The sequence below is a fragment of the Streptomyces sp. NPDC030798 genome, assembly GCF_055572275.1.
This window is the reverse complement of record NZ_JBVIDR010000020.1, coordinates 118,867-139,268: the sequence shown is the minus strand read 5'-3', so window position 1 is coordinate 139,268 and position 20,402 is coordinate 118,867. Positions and strand designations below refer to the sequence as shown.

At 69.3% G+C, this 20,402-nt stretch carries 15 protein-coding genes; 7 read left to right on the top strand and 8 right to left on the bottom strand.

Going from position 1 to position 20,402, the window contains the following annotated elements; all coding sequences use genetic code 11:
* Window positions 1-179: 179 nt before the first annotated feature.
* Window positions 180-617 carry a PhnD/SsuA/transferrin family substrate-binding protein gene (locus ACZ404_RS34315; RefSeq protein WP_468446838.1) on the bottom strand — a complete coding sequence of 146 codons (438 nt, stop codon included), beginning with the start codon at window positions 615-617 and terminating at the stop codon, window positions 180-182.
* Between the two features lie 657 nt (window positions 618-1,274).
* Here ACZ404_RS34315 and ACZ404_RS34310 point away from each other — a divergent pair.
* From ACZ404_RS34310 to ACZ404_RS34280, 7 genes are all read left to right on the top strand, one after another.
* On the top strand, window positions 1,275-3,347 hold the full coding sequence (locus ACZ404_RS34310) for a hypothetical protein (protein WP_468446836.1): 2,073 nt from the start codon (window positions 1,275-1,277) through the stop codon (window positions 3,345-3,347).
* Between the two features lie 813 nt (window positions 3,348-4,160).
* Window positions 4,161-4,445 (top strand): hypothetical protein, encoded by a 285-nt coding sequence (locus ACZ404_RS34305; RefSeq protein WP_468446834.1) that lies wholly within the window; start codon window positions 4,161-4,163, stop codon window positions 4,443-4,445.
* A gap of 1 nt (window position 4,446) precedes the next feature.
* Entirely contained in the window at window positions 4,447-5,397 is a 951-nt protein-coding gene (locus tag ACZ404_RS34300; RefSeq protein WP_468446832.1) for a hypothetical protein, read from the top strand.
* 87 nt (window positions 5,398-5,484) lie between these two features.
* Window positions 5,485-5,865 carry a hypothetical protein gene (locus tag ACZ404_RS34295; protein ID WP_468446830.1) on the top strand — a complete coding sequence of 127 codons (381 nt, stop codon included), beginning with the start codon at window positions 5,485-5,487 and terminating at the stop codon, window positions 5,863-5,865.
* Between the two features lie 120 nt (window positions 5,866-5,985).
* Complete coding sequence (locus tag ACZ404_RS34290) at window positions 5,986-9,909, top strand: SGNH/GDSL hydrolase family protein (RefSeq protein ID WP_468446828.1); 3,924 nt, start codon at window positions 5,986-5,988, stop codon at window positions 9,907-9,909.
* A 53-nt stretch (window positions 9,910-9,962) separates the two neighbouring features.
* Complete coding sequence (locus tag ACZ404_RS34285) at window positions 9,963-10,658, top strand: hypothetical protein (RefSeq protein ID WP_468446826.1); 696 nt, start codon at window positions 9,963-9,965, stop codon at window positions 10,656-10,658.
* 34 nt (window positions 10,659-10,692) lie between these two features.
* A complete protein-coding gene (locus ACZ404_RS34280) occupies window positions 10,693-10,995 on the top strand; it encodes a transposase (RefSeq protein WP_468446848.1) in 303 nt (100 codons plus the stop codon).
* 145 nt (window positions 10,996-11,140) lie between these two features.
* On the opposite strand, the gene ACZ404_RS34275 is transcribed toward ACZ404_RS34280, so the two are convergent.
* The 7 genes from ACZ404_RS34275 to ACZ404_RS34245 form a co-directional block, all read right to left on the bottom strand.
* Window positions 11,141-13,273 carry an NB-ARC domain-containing protein gene (locus tag ACZ404_RS34275; RefSeq protein WP_468446824.1) on the bottom strand — a complete coding sequence of 711 codons (2,133 nt, stop codon included), beginning with the start codon at window positions 13,271-13,273 and terminating at the stop codon, window positions 11,141-11,143.
* 17 nt (window positions 13,274-13,290) lie between these two features.
* A complete protein-coding gene (locus tag ACZ404_RS34270) occupies window positions 13,291-14,787 on the bottom strand; it encodes an HAD hydrolase-like protein (protein WP_468446822.1) in 1,497 nt (498 codons plus the stop codon).
* A gap of 625 nt (window positions 14,788-15,412) precedes the next feature.
* Window positions 15,413-17,344 carry an ABC transporter ATP-binding protein gene (locus ACZ404_RS34265; RefSeq protein WP_468446820.1) on the bottom strand — a complete coding sequence of 644 codons (1,932 nt, stop codon included), beginning with the start codon at window positions 17,342-17,344 and terminating at the stop codon, window positions 15,413-15,415.
* Window positions 17,345-17,347: 3 nt separating this feature from the next.
* Entirely contained in the window at window positions 17,348-17,764 is a 417-nt protein-coding gene (locus ACZ404_RS34260; protein ID WP_468446818.1) for a lasso peptide biosynthesis B2 protein, read from the bottom strand.
* 74 nt (window positions 17,765-17,838) lie between these two features.
* The gene (locus ACZ404_RS34255; protein WP_468446816.1) at window positions 17,839-18,099 is read right to left on the bottom strand and encodes a lasso peptide biosynthesis PqqD family chaperone; all 261 of its coding nucleotides are present in this window, start codon (window positions 18,097-18,099) and stop codon (window positions 17,839-17,841) included.
* A gap of 127 nt (window positions 18,100-18,226) precedes the next feature.
* Window positions 18,227-20,080: an asparagine synthase-related protein gene (locus tag ACZ404_RS34250; protein ID WP_468446814.1), complete on the bottom strand. Its 1,854-nt coding sequence runs from the start codon at window positions 20,078-20,080 to the stop codon at window positions 18,227-18,229.
* 165 nt (window positions 20,081-20,245) lie between these two features.
* Window positions 20,246-20,353, bottom strand: coding sequence for a keywimysin-related RiPP (locus tag ACZ404_RS34245; RefSeq protein WP_358938496.1), 108 nt, complete (start codon window positions 20,351-20,353; stop codon window positions 20,246-20,248).
* Between the last annotated feature and the right edge of the window lie 49 nt (window positions 20,354-20,402).

The following is a 20,402-nucleotide window of genomic DNA, read 5'->3' as shown; positions in this document are numbered from 1 at the left end:
CCCCCCCCCCCCCCCCCCCCCCCCCCCCCCCCCCCCCCCCCCCCCCCCCCCCCCCCCCCCCCCCCCCCCCCCCCCCCCCCCCCCCCCCCCCCCCAGGCGTCACCGTGTGCCCTTCGCGGCGGCACCAGACGGTCAGGTGGGACACCAGAGCGGGGTCCGTGCCCGAGACCGCGACCCCCTCACTCGGCGCCACCTGGCTGAGCGCCCGGCGCAGCAGCAGGTGCGCCCCGTGTGCGAAGCCGAGTCCGGCGAGGTCGAGCGACAAGGCGGCGGGCCGCGCAGCATCGGAAGTCACGGCTGGTAGCCGGCGGCCGTGATCCGCCCCTCTTCGTCGTAGAAGCCCGCTGCGTCCACGGCGCCTCCAGCTGCTCGAAGCCCGACTCCCGCGCCGGGACCCAGCGGGTGAGTCCTTCGAGGTCCAGCAGGTGGCGTATGTCCGGGTCGGCATACGACATCGACAGCAGCAGCGAAGTCAGCCGCTCCTGGAGCTCGCCGTCGAGTGAAGGCCCTGCGGCGAGGACGCAGTGGTCGTAGGGGGCCGTGCGGGTCAGTACGCGTGTGCTGCCGGGAGGCAGGGTGCCGTCCTGGGCGAAGGCGAGGTGGTTGCTGTCGATCATGGGCCGACCGGACTGCATGAGAAGAGGTAGGCCGCGTGGCGGTGCGGTGACCGGTTCCTGGCGCGCCAGACTCATCTGACGATCGAGCCGTCGGGGTCGTTGCTCCCGACCGACCGCTTGGGTCAGTGACGCAGACGCCGGGCCGGATCCTGGTCGAGGATGAGTGGCTGGGCACCGGTTGTCGGCAGCTCGGCTCGGCCGTACGGCGGGGGCGAGTTCGTCGGGGCGCGGGCCTCACGCGCTATAAGCGGAAGCGGCAGCTGCCGCTGGGCCGCGTTGCCCTATGCGAGACGTAATCTTCTGCCCCGAAACTCTGTTCCCATGCGTCTCGGTGGGATCTACAACGATCACGTTTCGTGGCTCGGAGAGAACTGGCAGCACATCAGTCGGCTGTGCTGTAGCCGTCGTTGCAGAAGCGCGTCAAGTCCTGACGCTCGCCGGTGCACACCAAGCGGCAGCTGATCAACGGGTCGCCCTGCGCGAGGACCAGGACCGGGGCACTCCAGGGTCTGGAAGTCCTCCGGCAGCGGCGTCCTGGCTGCATGCCCGACGGAGCGACGCGGATCCCGGGGGGCCTTCAGTATTCCGGGGTGATCACCCGTCGGGTCGATGCCAGGATGTCAGTCGGTCGACGTACGGCGGACTTACGGGGTGGCAGTGGCGGGGCTTTCGGTCGAGGCGGTGGACGCGGTGGACTGGAGCCGGTTCCGGACGGGCGTGCCGGAGCACCATCCGGTCAAGGAGGTCCCGCGGGCGCTGCGCCGCCTAGTCAGGCGGGGCCCGGCGGCGACGGACGAGGACTGCTACCCGCTGTACTCCTGCCTGTTCGCCCCGGGAGGTGAGCTACCGTCGGCCGCGGCCGCGGCCCTGCCGTTTCTCACGGCGCTCGCCTCCGACCCCGCCAACGGCGCACGAGTCGCTCTGGTCGAACTGCTCGGCGCCCTGAACGGTGCGGCGCGCGAGGCCGGTGAACAGGACACGCACGGAGCGTGGCGGGAGGAGTGGCGGCGTCAGGGCGACAAAATCACGACGCTCCTCGCGGACCCTGCGCCGAGCGTCCGGCGGGTCGCCCTCCTCCTAGCGGACGACGACGCGCTGCTGGAACGGTGGCACGCCGAGACGGACCCGGCCGTACGCCTGCCCCTCCTGCTGGCGCTGGGCCCCCGCGCCGCGACGACCGCCAGCGCGCCCGAGACCGGGTCTCCCGGCGGTAGGCACCGGTTCGTCGGCGCGGTGGAGGCGGTGCTGAGCCGGGTGCTGCGCGACGACGAGCCGGTGATGAAGGTGGCAGCCGTGATCGCCCAGGCGTCCCTCGATCGCGACGTCCCCCTCCGGCATGCCGACCTGCTGATTGGCGTCCTCGCCGATCCTGCCGTACGGCCCCGGTTCGAGCGGATCTGGTGGCTGCCAGACGTCGAGAGCCCCTTCACCCGTGACGACGTCGCCGCATGGGTGTCCGGTCTCCTCGACCACGTACCCCCGGCCGCCCTGTCGTTCGTGACCCGGCTGGCTGAGGCGGCGGAACGCACCGCGGACGACGGGCTGCGCCGGGTCGTCCTGGACGAGGCGTGGCGGCACCTGGTGCTGCGGCGTTCCGCAGCACCGACGGTGCTGCCCCTCGCGGCACGGCTGCTGGACTGTGCCGACGACTGCGCGCGGCTCAAGGCCGCGCACCTCCTCGCGATGCTCGCCCCTGACTCCGGCCCGCACGCCGACCGCCTGGCGGCATTGGTCGACGATCCCGGGACCGACGAAATCTCCTGGATCGAGGGGACCGTCGGCGACTTCGCACGCTGGGCCCTGGTCCGGCTGGGCGACCCGCGCGGCCTCCCCGGCCTGGTCGAATCGCTCTGGGCGCCCTACCGGGAGCAGTTCGGACGCAGCTGGACGGAGGGCGATCCGCGCCGGCCGGAGATGCACGAGGTCCTCGCGCCGCTGCGCGAGCACGCGGACGTCCTGCTGCCCGCGCTGCTCGAGGAGGTGCAGCAGGACCACGAGCGGCACGGCGACCACGGCGAGATCATGGACACCTTGCTACACGTCGCCGAGGCATGGGGGCCGGATGGGCTGCCCGTGCTCCCGGTCGTCCTTCCGCTCCTGAAGGACACGCGGTACTCGCTGCGCGCGGTCGAAGTGCTGCTTGCGATGGGTCCCGGTGCCGCCTCGACGGCGTCCGCCGTGCGCGACGCGGTCGTCCTTGATCACCCGGGCAACCACCACAGGACTGCGTGGGCCGCGTGGCGCATCGCGGGGGGTGACGACGGCACCGCCCTGCGGCTCCTGGGCGAGGCGGTGCACGACGAGCAGGCGTCGCCGTACGGACCGGTCCACCTCCTGTCCGACTTCGGCCCCGCCGCCGCAGCGCATGCCGGACGGGTGCGTGAGGTCATGGAGAACGCCGAGTACGGGAGGACGACGGCGGCGGTCGCCCTGTGGGCGATCACCGGCGATCCGAGTGCCACCCTGGCGGTGCTGGAGCAGGTCGTCGTGCGCTTCACCGGGGACGACGACCGCTACGGCGACCTAGCCGAGGCACTCCGTGGGTTCCTGCGCATCGGCACGGTCACGCCGACCGCACGGCGGGCACTGCGTTTCGTCGGGGCCCGCGATCTGCGGCTTTCCAACTACCGGGACTACCGGGCCGTCCTCGGCGACCAGGAACTCCGCTCCACCATCGCTGCGGTGCTCGCGCTCCCCTGCTGTGACGTAGCTGACTCGGATGCAAATTGATCTCGGTTATGGCGTGCTGTTGCTCACTTGCTGCCGCACCTTCGGCGACACCGGCGTGCGCACGGTTCCGTCCGCGGTGTGAGCGGTTCCGGAGACGCGGGCGTCCGCCGGCGACATCGTCGGGACACGCCGGCTGTCCACGGTCGGTGCCTCTCCCCGGCTCGGCCGTGCTGCCCGGCTCCTTGTGCGCCGCTGTCCCTGCCGGCCGCCGTCTCCGGGCCATCGGCGCTGTCCGCTCGTCCCACACGGTCCGTCGCCCGTCGCGCGCCTTGCACGGTCGCACGCCCCCGCCTCGTGCGCCGCTCGCGCCGTACCGGTTTCGACCTTTCAGCCGTCCGAGCGCGCGGTAAGCGCTCCTGCCCCGCTCCCCATTTCCTCATGAACATACAGGGCTCGTGCACAAGCTTCGGATTCCGTGCCGGTACCTTTTCGGCCTGTCCCTGACAGGCTCTTGCTATCGCTGGTGACTGTGTGCGTAGAGTTCTGCTGTGCCAGCTGAAGGTCCAGACCAAGCCTTATGGCTGCACGCGACCATGCACGGGGGGATACCACACAGCATCAACAGGCGCCTCCCCGTGTGGCTCGACCTTCACGAGGGGGAATCCTTTGGGCCGCATACGCGCTTCCGCCGCCGCCCTGACCGCCACTGCCGCCTGCACTGCCCTTCTTGCGGGGGCGTCGTCTGCCTACGCCGCAACCTCGTACGACAGCGACATCTGCTCGTCGTCCGGCAATAAGTACTGTTTCCGTCTTCACTACAACTCGCGGTCCTCGCAGACGTGGGTGTCGCACGGTTCGTGCTTCCTGTCCAACGTGTCGGTCCCGAACGCGTGGGGCTACTCACCGAACCAGTCCACGGTGGTGCGTTACATCTTCGACTTCCACTCGAACGCGTGCTACGACGACGACAAGGGGTACGGCAAGGCCATCTACCACGACGCGGCGTCCGGCTCCAACGACGATCCGTCGCACTCGTACAACGTGTTCTCCAGCACCAATTACTCCGGGTCCACCACATACATCCCCCGCAAAGACGGCATCGCTCACAACCTCGCCACTACCGTCAAGAACAAGAACGAGTCCCAGCGGAGGAACTGACGTGTTAGCCAAGTCCGTACGGGTGGCGACCGCCGCCGCCGCGTGTGCCACCATCGCCACCGCCGCCTATGTCGCCACCACTCACAACAGTCAGGGAAGCGATCGCACCACAGCACAGGCAGCGCCGCATCGCGCACAGACCGATGCCGCTCACCATCTCCCGCAGCTTCAGCGGGTCCCCCGGCAGGGCCTTGTGAAGGGCATGAGATTACCGGTCGAGGACTACATGCTCTCCAACGCGGACACCGCCCAGATCGAGGATGCGCGCTCAGCGATCGAGTCCGGATGCATGCAGCGTCACGGTTTCACGTTCCATCCGCCCTCCGCCCGTGGCACCGTCCCGGCCGGTTACGACGAGGCCAACATGGACCGCCGCTACGGCCTCACCGACGCCACGGCCGCCCGCACACACGGCTACCAACTCCCTGGCACAGCAGACCCGTCCCAGGAGCAGGACGAATCAGACGCTGAGGAGAAGGCGGAAAACCGAACCGACGCGTGGGACAAGGCCCTCGACGAAGAGTGCATCCCCGAGGCGAACCAGAAGATCGGCATCATCAACCCTACCGACCCGGCCGGTGAGCTGTCCGCCCAGTCCTTCGAAGCGACGAAGACGCAGGTGCCGGTGACGAAAGCGCTCGCCGCGTGGTCGTCCTGCATGAACCGGGCGGGACACAGGCTGCGCACCCCACTCGACGCGGCCGCTGCCTTCCCGTCCGCTGCCGCCAGCCGTACCGTTTCCAAGCCCTCACAGGCCGAGGTGCAGACCGCCACAACGGACGTCACCTGCAAGAAGGACAGCCACCTCGTAAACACCTGGTTCAAGGCGGAGGTCGCCTACCAGACGAAGCAGATCGCTGCCCACAGGAGGCAACTCCAGCAGCAGAAGGACCGCAACACCAAACTGCTCGCCAGGGCCCGTGCCGTCCTCGCCAGGACACACATCCAGTAAGGGCGCCCCGCGCCCCATCAGATGACCGGCGCGCCCCCCGCCTGCCTCTCCTGCGGGGTGGGGTGCGCCGGTGGGGGAGGCCTCTCCATGCTCAGTAGAAGAACCATCGTCGGCTTGCTGGCAACGTTCGCAGTCGTCTTCGGCACGGCCGCCTGGTACATCGAGACCCAGGTAAATGCCGCTCCGAAGACTGTCCGTGAGAGGTCGGCCGTCGAGGTGACGCAGTACGGCGTCGACCAGAGTCACGGGCGGCGGGTGGCGGTCGCCGAGTACGTCATCCACAACGACACATCTCCCGGACCGGTCACCTACACCGTGACGTTCGGCTTCGGGGGCGACACTGCCTTCACCAAGACCGTCGTCAAGCGGGTTGCCGCCCACGACAGCTACACAGGCAGCGTCACCATCCCATGGGACCGGCTGGAGGCCCTCGACGGGGCGCGTGTCCTCGCAGTTCAGCGGGACTGACCGGTCTCGTCCCTTTCTTCCTCCCGAGTGTCACGTCCTGCCCTGCGACCGGGGCCCTGGACATCCCATCACCTGGAAACGGGGAACTCCGTCTTGAGACGCAAAAGACGACACATACCCTTGGCTGCTTTCACAGCGGCCGCCGCTCTCACCGGTGGCCTGCTTCAGGCGGCCCCGGCGATGGCGTCCGACCCGCCGCCGGCGCCGCCAGACAGGAGTGAGCAGCAGACCGCGCCGCTGCGTGTCCCTGATCCCGGCAAGAGACTTGGCAAGGACTGGAGGACGTCTTCCGACCGTGCCATGATCACTGCGGCCGACGCATCCGGCTTCAAGATCCTCGTCGCGGACAGCAAGACCGCCTACCAGTGGCGGACCGCCGCCGAGCTGGCCGAGCCGGGCATGCTGGCGGATGCGTGGGTCGGAAATGCGTGCGCCATGGACCGTGATCACGTGGCTGCCGTCTACGCACCGCGCACGTTCACGAACAAGCCGGATCTGATGCAGGGAGGCGCGTTCACCGCCATCGTCGATGTGAAGTCCGGGCGGGTGAGGAAACTAGCGTTCACCAGCTCATTGGCCTACTTCACCCCGACCTGCAACCCCCAGATGCGCACGGCCGCGTTCACCGCCTTCCGGGACGACAAGACCCGGCTCGTCACGGTCGACACCAGCGGCAAAACCAGCAGTGACATCACGGTGACCGGTCAGATGACCTCCGCCGTACCCGTCGGGGACGGTGTCGTCGCCGCAAGCGGCCGCCGGCTCGTCCACGTCGACAACACCGGGAAGAAGGTCCGGACGCTGGCCGCCACCGACGGCGTTCCGTTCGATATCCGGGCGACTCCAAGCGGGGTGGCATTCGTCGACCGTCACGGGGACACTGCTCGCGCCAAGCTGTGGAACGAGAACAAGACAGCTGCGCTGGCGTCGGGCCCGCTCGGTGACGTCGCTCTCAAGCAGGGCGAGGCCGGTGGCGTGTACCTCACCGGAAAACCGCGCGACGTAAGGCTCTCCGGTACCCCCGTGACGCGCCTGAACGTACCCGCGGACACCGACATATCCAGCTCGGGCCGGCTCGCCGTCGACCCAGTGCTGATGCCCGGTGTACGTGCCGGCCTGGATCACATCAAGAGCGCGGGGAAAGGCTTCACCAACAGTGAGCCCTCGACCGCGCCGCGCACCCCGCAGGACCCCACCGACGCCTCCTCGGGTGCCACGCCGGTCATCACCAGCCAGGCGACCACTACCGGCGCGAAGATCACCCAGTCCGTCGCGGCCACGGTCGGCGGCTCAGGCAACGGCTCGTTCTCTCCCGCCCTCCGCACCAGCAGCGGTAGCAAGAGCACGCGGGTCGGCGTGAAGGACGACGCCAGGGCGCACGATCCGGTCGATACCGACCGCTGGTGCTCCGTTCCCCGCAACGACGTCAAGTCCCTGGCCCTGCAGCCGACTCCGAACCAGGTGGAGTGGGCCGTGGACATGGCGGTCCGCGGGGAACTACGCGCCAAGTGGATCAAGCAAGGCGGGTGGCGTGCCCAGACCGGTCTGGGCACGATCGACCCGCAGGGCCTGTTCCCACCCCCGACTTTGAACGGCAAAGCGGGTGCGCGGATCCCCGCCCAAGTGATGCTGGGCGTGCTCGCGCAGGAGTCGAACCTGTGGCAGGCGGAATCCGGCGCCATCCCGGGCCAGATGGGCAGCCCGCTCGCGGCGACCGCCGGGTTCTACGGGCACAAGGGTGACACGTCCGACGCCTATTGGACCATCAACTGGGCGAACTCGGACTGCGGCTACGGTGTCGGCCAGGTCACCGACGGTATGCGACTGGCCGGGCACGAGAAACCGGGGGAGACGTCCCTGTCGCCGACCAAGCAGCGGGCCGTGGCGCTGGACTACGCGGTCAACATCGCCGCGTCGATGTACATCCTGGCGGACAAGTGGAACGAGCTGCACGCCGGCGGGCAGACGATCACAGTCAACAACGACGACCCGTCCAAGCCGGAGAACTGGTTCGCCGCGCTGTGGAACTACAACCTCGGCTTCAACCCGAAGTCACAGGCATCACAGCACGGCGGCCACTGGGGTCTGGGGTGGTACAACAACCCGGCCAACCCCGTGTACCCCGCCTCCCGTCACGCGTTCATGACCGATCCGCGGGACGCGGCGAAGCCGCAACAGTGGCCGTACGAGGAGAAGGTGATGGGCTGGTCCGCCTGGTCCATCGACACCGGCTACTCCTACGCCACCTCCGGCCGGCAGGACTGGCCGGGTGAGTCCGGATACTCCACTGCTGGTTTCCGTCCCGCCTGGTGGACCAACCCGGCCCAGCGTGACGCGGTGAAACCACCGCTGGACGCCTTCTGTAACTCCACGAACAACTGCAACACCTCGAATCCACCCAAGTGCCCGGACGCCAAGTGCTACGAGCAGTACTGGTGGAACGGCAGTAACGTGACGTGGAAGAAGTACTGCGACAGCGAATGCGGTCACGAGAACATCAAATACGAGACGCTGGTCGCCGAGCCGGGACGCGGTTACCGATTGCAGTACGGCACCCCGGTCTGCACCAGCGACGGTCTCCCCCCGGGGGCTCTGGTGGTCAAGCCGATCGAGGACAACGCCGACACGTTCAGCGACTGCGGATCCTCGGGTACCGACAACGGCAGTTTCCAGTTCACGTTCTACCCCGACCCTGCCGCTACCGGTCCTGGCCTGGGGCAATACGACGCAAAAGGTGATCTGTACCAGATCGGCGGCGGATACGACGGCCACTTCTGGTACGCCCACACCCGCGACACCTCTCACCTGGGCGGTGACGGCGGGCGGATGACCGTGAAGGGAACGTGGACCCTGGGGCAGAACCTGGACGGATGGGCCCGCGTCTTCGTGCACCTCCCCGACACCGGCGCACACACCCAGCAAGCCCACTACGTGATCAAGGGCACCGCCGGCGGTGACCGTGACCGCTACCTCAACACTCACTATGGCAAGAACGCATGGGTCGAGCTCGGCGTCTACCCGTTCACCGGCACTCCACGGGTAGAGCTGACCAACACGACCAATGACGGCACCGCCGATGACGACGTGGCCTTCACCGCGGTCGCCTTCCAGAAGCTACCGGGCAAGCCGAAGCACATGGTGGTCGCCATGGGTGACTCCTACAGCTCCGGCGAAGGCGCGGGCAACTACTCGCCCGAGTCCGACAGAGACCACGGCAAGCGGACCTGGAACGCGTGCCGGCGCAGCGCCAACTCGTGGGGCCGCAAGCTGCTCCTACCCGGTTACACCACCCCTCTCGGCAGTCTCTCGGACAGCCACACGACCTCGGTCGACTTCCAGAACGTCACCTGCTCCGGCGCAACAACGTCGCAGCTCACGACGGGAGACCCCAACTCGTGGGGGGCGATGGGGAACTACCACGAGAAGACGCAGATCGACTCAGGTGTCCTCAGCTCGGACACGACACTGGTCATGCTGACCATCGGCGGAAACGACGGCGGTAACTTCACCAACGCCGTCAAGAACTGCTACGTGGGCGGCGTATGCGACAGGAACGACTACACGGGAAAGATCGACCAAGCGGTCGCCGATACCGGAACCGTGATCGACGAGATCGCCAATGCGGCACCGAACGCGCAGATCGTTCTCATGGGCTACCCCCACATCGTCGGCGAAAGTCAGTGCTGGGCAGGCGACTTCGATACTCTGAACTATCTGGCTGACTACACGCACGACAAGCAGAAGGCCAAGGTCGACGAGCTGAAGAGGAGCGGCACCAAGGTGGCGTTCGCCGATCCAATCCCCGCGTTCAAGGGCCATGGGTTGTGTGACGGCGACGAATGGATCAACGGAATAGTGGCAGGTCCCCATGGGGACGGCGACTTCCACGACGGAGACCCCGCCAATCAGCCCCCCTGTATCCCCAAGCCGGGACAGAACACCTGCCTGAGCCTCGAGTCGTTCCACCCGAAGAATGCGGGAACGACAGGCTACGCACAGGTCATGGGCCAGGCTCTGGTCGACATCGGATATAAGGGCAGCTAGTGCAGTCCCTTCCCGCGCGCGGTCGGATGGTCAGGGCACGGCTGGAGCGTGCCATGACCACCGGCTGTCTGACCCTCCTGGTCGTGCTGATCGTCGTGCTCAGCACCGTACTCGGCACGTTGTGGTACTGGTCGTGGCACACCGACAAAGTCAATGCCGAGCACCGGCAGCAGGCTTTGTCGGCACTCGACGACGAGCTCCGCCGAACGAAGAACGAGACCATACATGCCCTCGGCGATGCAGACTCAGCTGATCCGGACGCTCTCACAGCTGTGATCCACCAGCACACCGGCGCTCCCGTGATCTCCTACGATGCACCCCGTCACGCGTTCAGGGCCAGCGTGGTCAAACAGGTCGAGTACAGCTCCAGAACACTCTTCGGCATGAGCCAGGGCGTGGTCAAAAGATGCCTCGCATACACCTACACCCCGGCGAAAGGCCACAGTTGGACGTCGACGGTGTCCGTCTTGAAGTATGACACCTGCGGCCCGTCTGTCTCCATCGGCAGCGGCGCCCGGATAGCCGGCCAGCGTGTCGCTGCTCTGGAAGCGTCGGAGCTGAACCGTGCCGGAGTGCGCAGGGCTCTCGCGCCCTACCGGCGGTTCCTCACGGTCAGCGCCGTCACGAGCACCGGCAGCACGGTGAGAGTGTCGGTCGTGGTGTCGGAAGAGACTACCCGGCAGTGCTACCGGATCACGCGTGACGGTTCGCAGGTCTTCTCCATACCCGCACAGACCTGCCAGGGCTGAGAACTCCTAACGAGATGATTTTCGAGGTGGTTGGATCACTCCGGATCGGCTGGTGTGCCAGGGCATCCTGTTCGTCCTGCACACGAGGATCGCCTGGGAACACCTGCCGCAGGAACTCGGCTTCGGCTCGGACATGACCTGCTGGCGCCGCCGGTCCGAGTGGACCAAGGCCGGCGTGTGGCCCCGATTGCACGAGGTCCTCCTCGCCGAGCTCCGCAGCGCGGACGTCCTGGACATCTCCCGGGCGAGGGTTGACGGCTCCCATATCTGGGCGTGGAAGGGGGAGCCAAGACCGGCCTTGTTGACCGGGACGGGACGGGCAGCAAGCATCATCTGATCACTGACGCCACGGGCATCCCACAGCCGGGAAGGGCGCCTGACACCGGCAGAGAACCACCACCCGGTCCGAGACCCCGGCCGCCCGCCCTTGCCTGCCGTCCCGGCCGATCACGCGGCCGGACAACCGGCGTGACCGAAGGACTTCAGACACGAAGCCCCAGGATGCGGCGTCGGCCGCGCTCGGGCAGGCCGGCCAGGAAGGCGCGGCATTCGGCGATGCCTCGCTCGCTGCCGATGCGGTCGAAGTAGGTCTCGGCTTCGACGGCCAGGCTGCGGGCCCGGGCAGGGTTCCCGGCGGCCGCTTCCGTCCGGGCGAGGGTGCGGAACGCCTTCCCGGCGTCCTCCCACCATCCGCACTCCAGTGCCTGGTCACGGCTCTCCGTCGCGTAGGCGCGGGCCAGACCCAGGTCGTCGGCGGCCAGGGCGATGTTGGCGAGAACGCCCATGGAGCGCACCTTTTCGATCACCTCGCCCTCGGCGTCGGCGCGCGAAAGAGCTTCTTGGGCGAGAGCCTCCGCCTCCTGGGTGTGGCTCGACAGTGCCCGGGTCTCAGCGATGTCGTTGAGGAGCCGGCAGATGCCGTGGACGTTGCCGCAGGCCCTCATGACCTCCAGCCCCCGGCCGAAATACCGCAGCGCTTGGTCGGTGTGGCCCGATTCGCGGGCCAGGTAGCCGGACAGCCGTAGCAGGCTGCCCAGTTGGTAGGAGGGTGGGTCCGTGGTGACAAGGCGTTCCGCCTGGCGCCGGTAATAGGTGGCCCGGGTCGGCCGTCCCATGAAGAAGGCCATGTAGCCGAGGTAGGTGAGGAACCGGGCCTGGGCCACCACGTCGCCGCACTCCTCCGCCGACGAGGCGCCCGTCTCCCACGCCCACACCGCGTCGGTCCAGAGGCCGCGCGCGTGCAGGTAGTAGCCGAGGCCGCCCACCAGGCTCCTTACGTCTTCGTGGGCGCCTTCCTGACTGCCCCGTGCGATCAGGTAACGGATGTTGGGCCACTCCGGGTCGATGGAGGCGTACTGCGTGGCTCGCACGTGCTGGGTCCGCTCGTCACCGATCAGTCGGCTCAGGTACCGCACCTGGTATCGCGTCGCACGCCCGAGTATGGCGTCGCGCTGACCCGGGTCGGACGGCGTCAGATGCCGGCGCACCAGCGGATGCATGTCCCAGGTGGCGTCCTGGCGTTGCAGAAGTGAGAGACGCACGAGGTCGTGGAGCGCCGCACGGACGGATTCCTGGTCGGCTATGCCCGTCGCCCCGGCGGTCAGCCCCAGGGTGACCGGGGCGGGCAGAGCGGCGACGGCGTGCATGACCTCCGCCCGGCCGGGCCGCACCGCCACGCGCTCCAGGATGCCGCTGAACGAGTACCGGGTCAGGTCGTCGTGGCCGGAGGACAGTTCCTCGACCACCTCGTCGAGGGTCATGCCCAGCCGGATGCGCGCCGCGGACCAGACGATGGCGAGCGGAAGACCGCCCGTCAGACCGATCAGACGGTCGACGGCGGTGCCCGTGTCGGTGCCGGAGTCGACCGGCGGGGACACGAGTCGGCGCAGCAGGTTGCGGGACTCTCCCGCCGGAAGGTTGCCGAGGCTCACGGAGACGGCCACGTCGATGCGGTAGCGCGTGGTGACGATCGCCTTGGTGGGCGCGGGCAGCTCCCTCAGGAAGGACTCCACGCTCACGTCGTTGATCGTCTCCATGTTGTCCACGATCAGCAGCGTCCGCTGGCGCTTGAGCGCGTTGCGGACGATTTCCACACGATGCTCCGCGGGAGCGCGTGTGATGTCCTCGCGGCCCAGGCAGATGGCGATGGTCTCGAAGATGTCGTCCAGCGTGCGGTGCCGCCACGGGCGACTCTGGGTGCCCCGCGCCGTGAGCAGGTTCTCCTTGGCGGAAACCCAGATGACAGCGTCGAATCTCTCGCTCCGATCGAGCTTGAGATGGTTCACCACGTAGTATCGCGCAGCCTCCAGGGCAAGAGCGGATTTCCCGCTTCCCCCGATGCCGTCCAGGGCCACCACAGCGTGCTGAGAATGGGGGTAGGGACGGAGAACGGAGATGATCCGGTCCATTTCCCTCTCGCGCCCGAGGAGTTCGGCGTAGTCCGGCGAAGGTAGATTATCGATCTGCCGTTCGGACGCTTCCTCGCGTTCCGATCGTTCTACGCGGCGCCGGCGCCTTTCCACATACCATTCCACGACCGATCGCTGCCCGAAGAGCACCAGATAGACGAAGCCGAGAACCCCCACGATCACCGGCACGACGACTTCCAGCGACATGTTTCCCCCCGTTGTGGTCACCCGCAGACGGAACAGGCTTCCTTTCTTGCGATCAGGAATATGCCTATCCCGCGACGACTGCGGCCCCCCAGCACCCGTGTCTCCAGAAGTGTCAGCTCTTCGACGATCCGGCAGGTCAGCCGGGAGAGCCATCGCAGGCGCAGCAGGGCCCGGGCGGCCGGGGCCGCGAGACGGCTGCGCTCGACGCCGAAGGCCAGCCAGTAGAAAAGGAACCAGCGGCTGCCCGCGTAGACCCGGTGGAAGCCGGCCCGCTCGGCCTCCTCGGTCAGAGCGTCTACGGTGTATTCCCGGATGTGTCCGGCCGAGAAGCTCTTGCGCTGGATGCCGCGGAACGGCGGCCAGGTCGCCTCGACGCTGTTGGGGACAGTGAGCACGAGCAGGCCTCCGGGGCGGGTGATCCGGGCCAGTTCGGCGAGCACGGCGTTGGGATCGGGGACGTGCTCCAGGAGTTCCGCGCAGAGGGTGAGGCCACTGGTGGCGTCCCTCAAGGGCAGACGTGCGGCGTCCGCCTGGACCGAGGCCGGCCCGGGAAGCCCGCCGGACAGCGCGGACCCCCGCCTCAACGCCGCCTGGGTGAGGTCGATGCGCAGCACGGGGCAGTGGAACAGCCGTGTCATGGCCCTCGCGTGGAACGAACTCCCGCAGCCGACGTCGACGGCGAGTGCCGGAGCGGGTACGGCAACGGCGACGGCGCGCTGCAGATAGCGGACGAAGGAGAGGTTCTCCGAGTGGTACCAGTCCGGGAGTCTGGTTATCCGGCCCGCCGACTTCTCGCGCTCTCGACGCTCGTACACCTCCCGGTACTCGCGGTTGGTGCCGCCGCTCGGGCGCCGGCCGGCCGTGGTGCCTTCGACGACCTTGAGTACGTCCCTGAGGTCGTCGACCAGGAAATCCGCGGCCGAGAGGTCCTGACGCAGGACGGACGGCTTGCCCACCGTCACCAGTCCGGCGGCTTTGCCCAGGGTGATGCCCTGTGTCATGTCCTCTACCAGCATGGTGCGCACCGGCTCCAGATGCAGGTCGCGCAGGATCCCCCACAGCGCCTCCGGATCGGACTTGGGAACCTTGGCACCCCGGGCGGCCACGACAATGTCGAAGTACTGCTCCCACCCGAAGTGGCGGATACAGGAACGGAGACAGGGCTCGAGCTGATTGCTGAGAATGGCGACTTTCAGACCGGCTTTTCTCACGTCCCGCAACACCTCGGCCGCTCCCTCGACAGGGCGGACGCTGAGCAGGTTCTTTTCGAAGTACGCGGCGAATGCGTCGGGTGCCTGCCGCATGGAATGCGCCGGGACCCCCTGATCCAGGTACAGCTGCCGCCAGTCGTCAAGAATTCCGGACTTCCACTGTTCGGCTGTGAGCGGACGTCCTCCCAAAGCGGCGATCGCACTTGCGTGGGCTCTGGCCACAGCCTCGATCTCATCGGCCAACACGCCGGACCAGTCGAAGACGATACCGTCGATCGAGTGAGTGACCGGAGATGACGTCATGTCAGGCATGCTAGGACACGGAGCCGGATCGTAACAGCAGGTGCGTGCACCGCGGGTCGCGCGGGGTGAATGAGGACGGAGGGGTTTGCGGGCATTCCACGATTTCCCGGAAGGGCAGCGCGGGACTTTCCACTGTCCGGGCCGTCAGTGCTTCGCTGTACCTCGATGGCCAGGCCATGGCGGGGGCTCCCGCGGCCTCGTGGAGGAGACCCGCGCGATCAGCGTGCTGCCCAGCGCGAAATGACAGTGCGCCCGGAACGAACACGAGGATGTACGGGGGACCGGCACGCCATCCGGCCGACGTTCCGTCGGAGCGGACCGGTTTCGACTCTCCTCGGTCTGTGGCGCCCGGCGGCGGCCCGGAGGTCCTGCGCGCATGCCCGCCGTGAGGGGGCACGGCTCCTTTCGCCGCAGCCAGTCCTGGTGACGCAGCACGAAGTTGCTGTCGACATTGATGCCGTACAACGAGCCGCCGCTCCAGGCGCTGAACGGTTCGGCGGACAGCGGGGTGGCGAGTTCGTGGTAGTCGATGTGCCCTCGGAGCTTGGGCGTGTGGGCGTAGACCTGCTCGAGGATGTCCTGCGCAATACAGACTCCGCGTCGCCGTCCCACGGGGCAACAGTCCCTAGGCATCCGGGTCTGCGGGCGTCGCTCCAGGGGTGAGCATCTGGGTCGTGGCCAGGCCGCGGTAGAGGGAGTCGGTCTCGAGGAGTTCCGCGTGGGTGCCCACGGCCCGGACCCGGCCCGCCTCCATGACGACGATGCGGTCGGCCGTGGTGACGGTGGACAGCCGGTGCGCCACCACCAGCACGGTGATGTCCCGCGCCGCCTCCGCCACGGTCTCCCGCAGTGCCGCCTCGTTGTCGGCGTCCAACTGCGACGTGGCCTCGTCCAGAAGGAGCAGCCGAGGGCGGCGCAGCAGGGCCCGGGCGATGGCCACGCGCTGGCGCTCGCCCCCGGAGAGCCGGCTGCCCCGGTGGCCGACCAGGGTGTCCAGTCCCTGCGGAAGACGGGCGACCACAGAGCTCAGCCGGGTGCGGCGCAGTGTCTCCTGAAGCTCCTCCTCCGTGGTGTGCGGTGCGCCCAGGGTCAGGTTCTGGCGCAGGGTGCCGGACAGGACGGGCGCGTCCTGCTCGACGTACCCGATGGCCGCGCGCAGTTCGGCCAGGGGCCACTGCCGCAGGTCGCGCCCGTCCAGGAGGATGCGGCCGGTGTCCGGGTCGTAGAAACGCTCGAGGAGGGAGAAGGTGGTGGTCTTTCCCGCGCCGGAGGGGCCCACCAGGGCGGTCATCCCCCGGGCGGGCACGGTGAAGGAGACGCTGCGATGCACGGCGGGCAGCCCGGGCTGGTAACGGAAGCCCACCCGTTCGAAGCGCACCGTGGCCGCCGGCCGCGCAGACCGCTCGGCGGCCTCCGCGGCGTTTGCGGGCGGTGTGCCGGGGACGGTGGGAGCGGCCGTCTCCGTGTCCATCTGCCCGATCGCCTCGATGCGCAGTGCGGCGGCCGCGCCGACCTGGAGCTGCCCCACGGCCTCGACGAGCTGGCTGATCCTCGGGGCCAGCGCGAACAGGTACAGCAGGAAGGCGACCAGGGTGGACACGCTGATCGTTCCGGAGGCGACCCGGGCACCGCCCACGCCGAGTACCGCGAGGAAGGATGCCTGCCCGGCGACGGCGGACGCGGCCGCCGACACGGCCTGCCACCCGGCGGCGCGTACTCCGGTGCGACGGGCGTCCTGCGCCATGCGGTCCAGTGCAGCCGCCTCCCGCTGCTCGGCCCCGGCAGCCTTGACCGCGCGCACCGCCCCCAGGGTCCGCTCCAGAGCCGCGCCGATCTCGCCGACCGATTCCTGCGCCTGCCGGGTGGCACGCCCGATGGCCGGTGCCGCCACCCCCACGACCGTTCCCAGCACCGCCACGACGGCGAGCGTGACGCAGAGCAGGACCGGGTCGACGAGGCCCATCAACACCAGTGTCACGACCAGCATGACGACGCCGGTGACGGCGGGCGCCGCTGACTGGGTGGCGGCTTGCCGCAGCAGCATGGTGTCGGAGGTGGCGCGGCTGATCAGCTCACCCGGTTCGTGCCGGTCCAGCTCGGGCACCGTCAGCCGGAGCAGGCGCCCGGTGATCCGCCGCCGGGCGGAACACACGACGGACTCGGCGGTGCGGTTCAGGACGTACTGGCCCAGGGCGGAGAACACAGCAGCCCCGAGCAGGAGCGCGGCCAGGAGCAGGACCGGACCGGCGGCTGTGCGCCCCGAGCCCAGGTCGTCGATCAACCGCTTGGCGGCCAGTGGCTGGGCCAGGCCGAGGGTGCTGCCGACCAGTCCCAGCAGCGTCCCGGCGAGGCCGGTACGACGGTGGGGCCGGAGCGAGGCCGCCAGCGCCCGGTAGCCGGACGGTTCCCTCAGGGCGCGCGTCCGGGAAGCGGCGCGTCCGGCTCCGGCGACGGCGGCCGGCGCGCCGGACCGTGCCGCGCCTCCCGGGTCCGTCGAGGTGGTGTGGACGGTCGTCGCGGTGCCGGGACGCGCAGTGGTGGGCGGCAGTCCGGCCATGGGTCAGTCGACCGCGAAGAAGCGCTGGAAGTAGTCGGCGGGGCAGTCCTCGCCGACCAGCTGGGAATCCGCCTCCACCCAGGCGTGGGCGGTGAACGGAGGCTGCCTGCGCACCCCCACGCACCAGGTGGGCCACTGGCCGCGCATCCGGCACAGCAGAACGGTCGCCAACGACCTGGGCAGGCACCCCTTGCGGCCACCGGCGGTCAGGCTCACGGCCAGGACGGTGTCCAGGGCGGCCGCGGTCTGCGCCACCGAGGCCGGCCGTGCGCCACGGCGCACCTGGCGCAACAGGGTGCGTATCCGGGCGGGCGGCAAGGTCGCCAGCAGGTGGGCGCACCCCACGGCGAGGCGGGCCGCCAACCGGGTGGGCAGGGGTACGGAACGAGGCCGGTAGGGCACCGCTTCGGGTGTCGACATGGGGCTTTCCTCTCTGCACGTACGGGCGTGGTGAGGGGGCGCTCCGGCTCCTCGGGCGCCGGCCGCTTCGCCCGTCAGTTCTCGTTGACGAGCCCGGCCGACCGGAGTTCCGTGAGGATGCGGTCCACGTCCTGCTCGGCGAGGCTGTTGCTGACGTCGTACCGCTCGGTGAGGGCGTGCACCGCGTCTTGTGCGTCCCGGCCCGCCAGCATCGTCTCCAGGACGACGGCGGCGCTGGGATTGAGGGTCCAGTACTCGCCGCTCTTCTCGTCCAGCAGGGCAAGGCCGTACTCGGTCTCGGCCATCAGGATGCCGCCGCGCAGTTGCAGTTTCATCGGACAACCTCCGTAGCGAGGGGTGTCTGCCAGTGGGCAGGGGTTGACGGGCGTGCCGCAGCGGTATCGGCGCGGTCGCGTCCGCGCCGCCGGGGCACGTGAACAGTGGCGCGTAGCGGCGCGGGCGTCAGCCGTCCGCGGGGCGGTGCAGAGTCTCCCGGGTACGCAGCCACGCCTCGCAGCCGACGGTCGGGTGGAGGAGGACGTTCTCCAGCTCCGCCGACACCGGACCGGAGCACCAGGCCCGCCACACGTCCGCGTCGATCAGTCCCAGCCCGGCCAGCCGCGAGTCCTCGCACAGCGCCAGCAAGGCTTCCCGGTGCCGCCGCAGCCCGACCTCCTCCTCCAGCGTGGCGTTGGCCTTGGTGGCCCGGGTGCGGCTGGCCTCGGGGACGACGCCGCGCATGGCCTCCACCACGAGCGGCTTGTACCGCCACGGAGTCACCCGTTCCTCCGGGCGCACCGCCAGGCCGGCTTCCACCACACGGTCGTCGTAGAAGGGGGAGGCGAAGAGGAGGCCACGCTGACGTGTCATCTGGTTGAGGTGCCTGGCGAACCGTGACACTGCCTGCATCGTGGCCAGTTCGCGGTGCTCTCCGTGCCCGGGGCCCAGTGGCCTCGCCACTGCGGCCTCCTGCCGGATGAGCGCGCGCACCGCATCGACGGCGTCCGCGGTGGCCCACGGCGGCATCCTGGCGGGCGAGCACCACTGGAACAACGGCTCCTCCAGCGAGGGCAGCGGGTCGGTCAGGTCGGTCGCGATCTGCTCCAGCCATGCCCCGTACGGCCGCCGGTCCAGCAACTGGCGTACGGCTCGCCGCCGCGACCAGCGGTACTTGGCCAGGTATCCGCGGGCGTGGCGGACGGCGGTGCGCGGGTGGCGCAGCAGCAGGTCGTGGACGCGGGCGGAGGCGCCCGCCAGCAGCTCGTCACCGCCGAAGCCGTTCAGGTGGACGGTGGATCCCCGATCCGCGGCCAGGTGGAGCAGGCTCATCCGTCGGTTGCGGTCCACGGCGTACAGCGACGGGGCGTCCAGTACGTCGGTCAGCGCGTCCACACCGTCGAAGGTGAGCGGGAAATCGTCGGCGGGAACGATGTGGTGCTCGATCCGCCCGGCGCCGTCTGCCGACGACAGCTCCTCGACCGTGCGGCGGGCCCAGTGGACGTCATCGCCGCGCGGGTCGTGGGTGGCCGCGGTGTAGGCGACGACCTTGGCTCCGGCAGCCACCGCGGTGCACACCACGGCGGTGGAGTCCAGGCCGCCCAGATCGGCCGTGACCACGTCCCGGTCCCGGACACGGACCTCGACGGCCCGGCGCAGCTCGTCCCGCAGCATCGCCGCGCCCTCGGCCAACGGCACGTCGCGACGCGGCAGCCACCACCAGCGCTTCCGGTGCGCCCGACCGTCGCGTTCCAGAACCAGGTAGTCGTGGCCGGGCAGGGCTTCCACTCCGCGCCACACGGGTCGCGCCGACAGCGGGTGGAGCACGCCCAGACTGAGCATCTGGAGCGCGAGCCGGCCCTCGTCGAGGGGTGCCCCGATCAGGTCGGCCAGGACGTCGGCCCGGTCGGCCGCCAGGTGGACACGGTGCGCCCCGCCATGGAACACGGAGCGGACACCGGTCACCGTGCCCTGGGCACGTACTCGGCCGTGCAGACTGGCCAGGAGATGGTAACTGCCGTGCCAGGAACGGGCGTAGCGGTCGAGGGAAGCCGGATCGCTGGCCGCGGCCGCCGCGCGGGCGGCTTCCTCGGCGGTGACGGCGTGCTCACCCAGCACCGCCAGGCGCACCCCGCCGCACTCGCCGACCGTCAGCTCCCGAGGATCCCAGCGCCCCATCAGCCACGGCCGGCCCGAGACGTGCGTGTGGGTCTCGGTGGCGTGCGGCAGAGCCCTGGACGCCACGGCTGCTGCTTCGTCGGTATCGGGCAGCACCACGAACCAGGCGGGCACCACGGCGGGCAGCGCGGAGCTGTTCATGGATTCACGTACCTCCGGTCGATGGGCGTGCCCGCGGACGCGGCGGAAGGACGGGCCGGGCCGGGCGGAGCGGCGGAGGGCAGTCGGTGACCGCCCTCCGCCGCCATGGACGGGCCCCGCTCACTCACTCCGGAGGGAGGAGGGCAGGGCCCGGTCGCCTCGTGGTCAGATGAGCTGGTGACCGCCGAGGAGGTCCTTGGCGGTACCGCCGGCCAGGCCCGTCGTCTTGCGGAAACCGCCGGCCTTGCTGAGGGTCGGACGCTCGTACGTCATGGCCACACATCCTTTCGTTCACGACGACGTCAACTGCCGCCGTGTCAGT

Coding starts and splice junctions, on each gene's coding strand:
- ACZ404_RS34315 (WP_468446838.1), bottom strand. CDS start 617: ATGATCGACAGCAACCACCTCGCCTTCGCCCAGGACGGCACCCTGCCT.
- ACZ404_RS34295 (WP_468446830.1), top strand. CDS start 5,485: ATGCTCAGTAGAAGAACCATCGTCGGCTTGCTGGCAACGTTCGCAGTC.
- ACZ404_RS34285 (WP_468446826.1), top strand. CDS start 9,963: ATGACCACCGGCTGTCTGACCCTCCTGGTCGTGCTGATCGTCGTGCTC.
- ACZ404_RS34275 (WP_468446824.1), bottom strand. CDS start 13,273: ATGTCGCTGGAAGTCGTCGTGCCGGTGATCGTGGGGGTTCTCGGCTTC.
- ACZ404_RS34270 (WP_468446822.1), bottom strand. CDS start 14,787: ATGACGTCATCTCCGGTCACTCACTCGATCGACGGTATCGTCTTCGAC.
- ACZ404_RS34265 (WP_468446820.1), bottom strand. CDS start 17,344: ATGGCCGGACTGCCGCCCACCACTGCGCGTCCCGGCACCGCGACGACC.
- ACZ404_RS34260 (WP_468446818.1), bottom strand. CDS start 17,764: ATGTCGACACCCGAAGCGGTGCCCTACCGGCCTCGTTCCGTACCCCTG.
- ACZ404_RS34255 (WP_468446816.1), bottom strand. CDS start 18,099: ATGAAACTGCAACTGCGCGGCGGCATCCTGATGGCCGAGACCGAGTAC.
- ACZ404_RS34250 (WP_468446814.1), bottom strand. CDS start 20,080: ATGAACAGCTCCGCGCTGCCCGCCGTGGTGCCCGCCTGGTTCGTGGTG.
- ACZ404_RS34245 (WP_358938496.1), bottom strand. CDS start 20,353: ATGACGTACGAGCGTCCGACCCTCAGCAAGGCCGGCGGTTTCCGCAAG.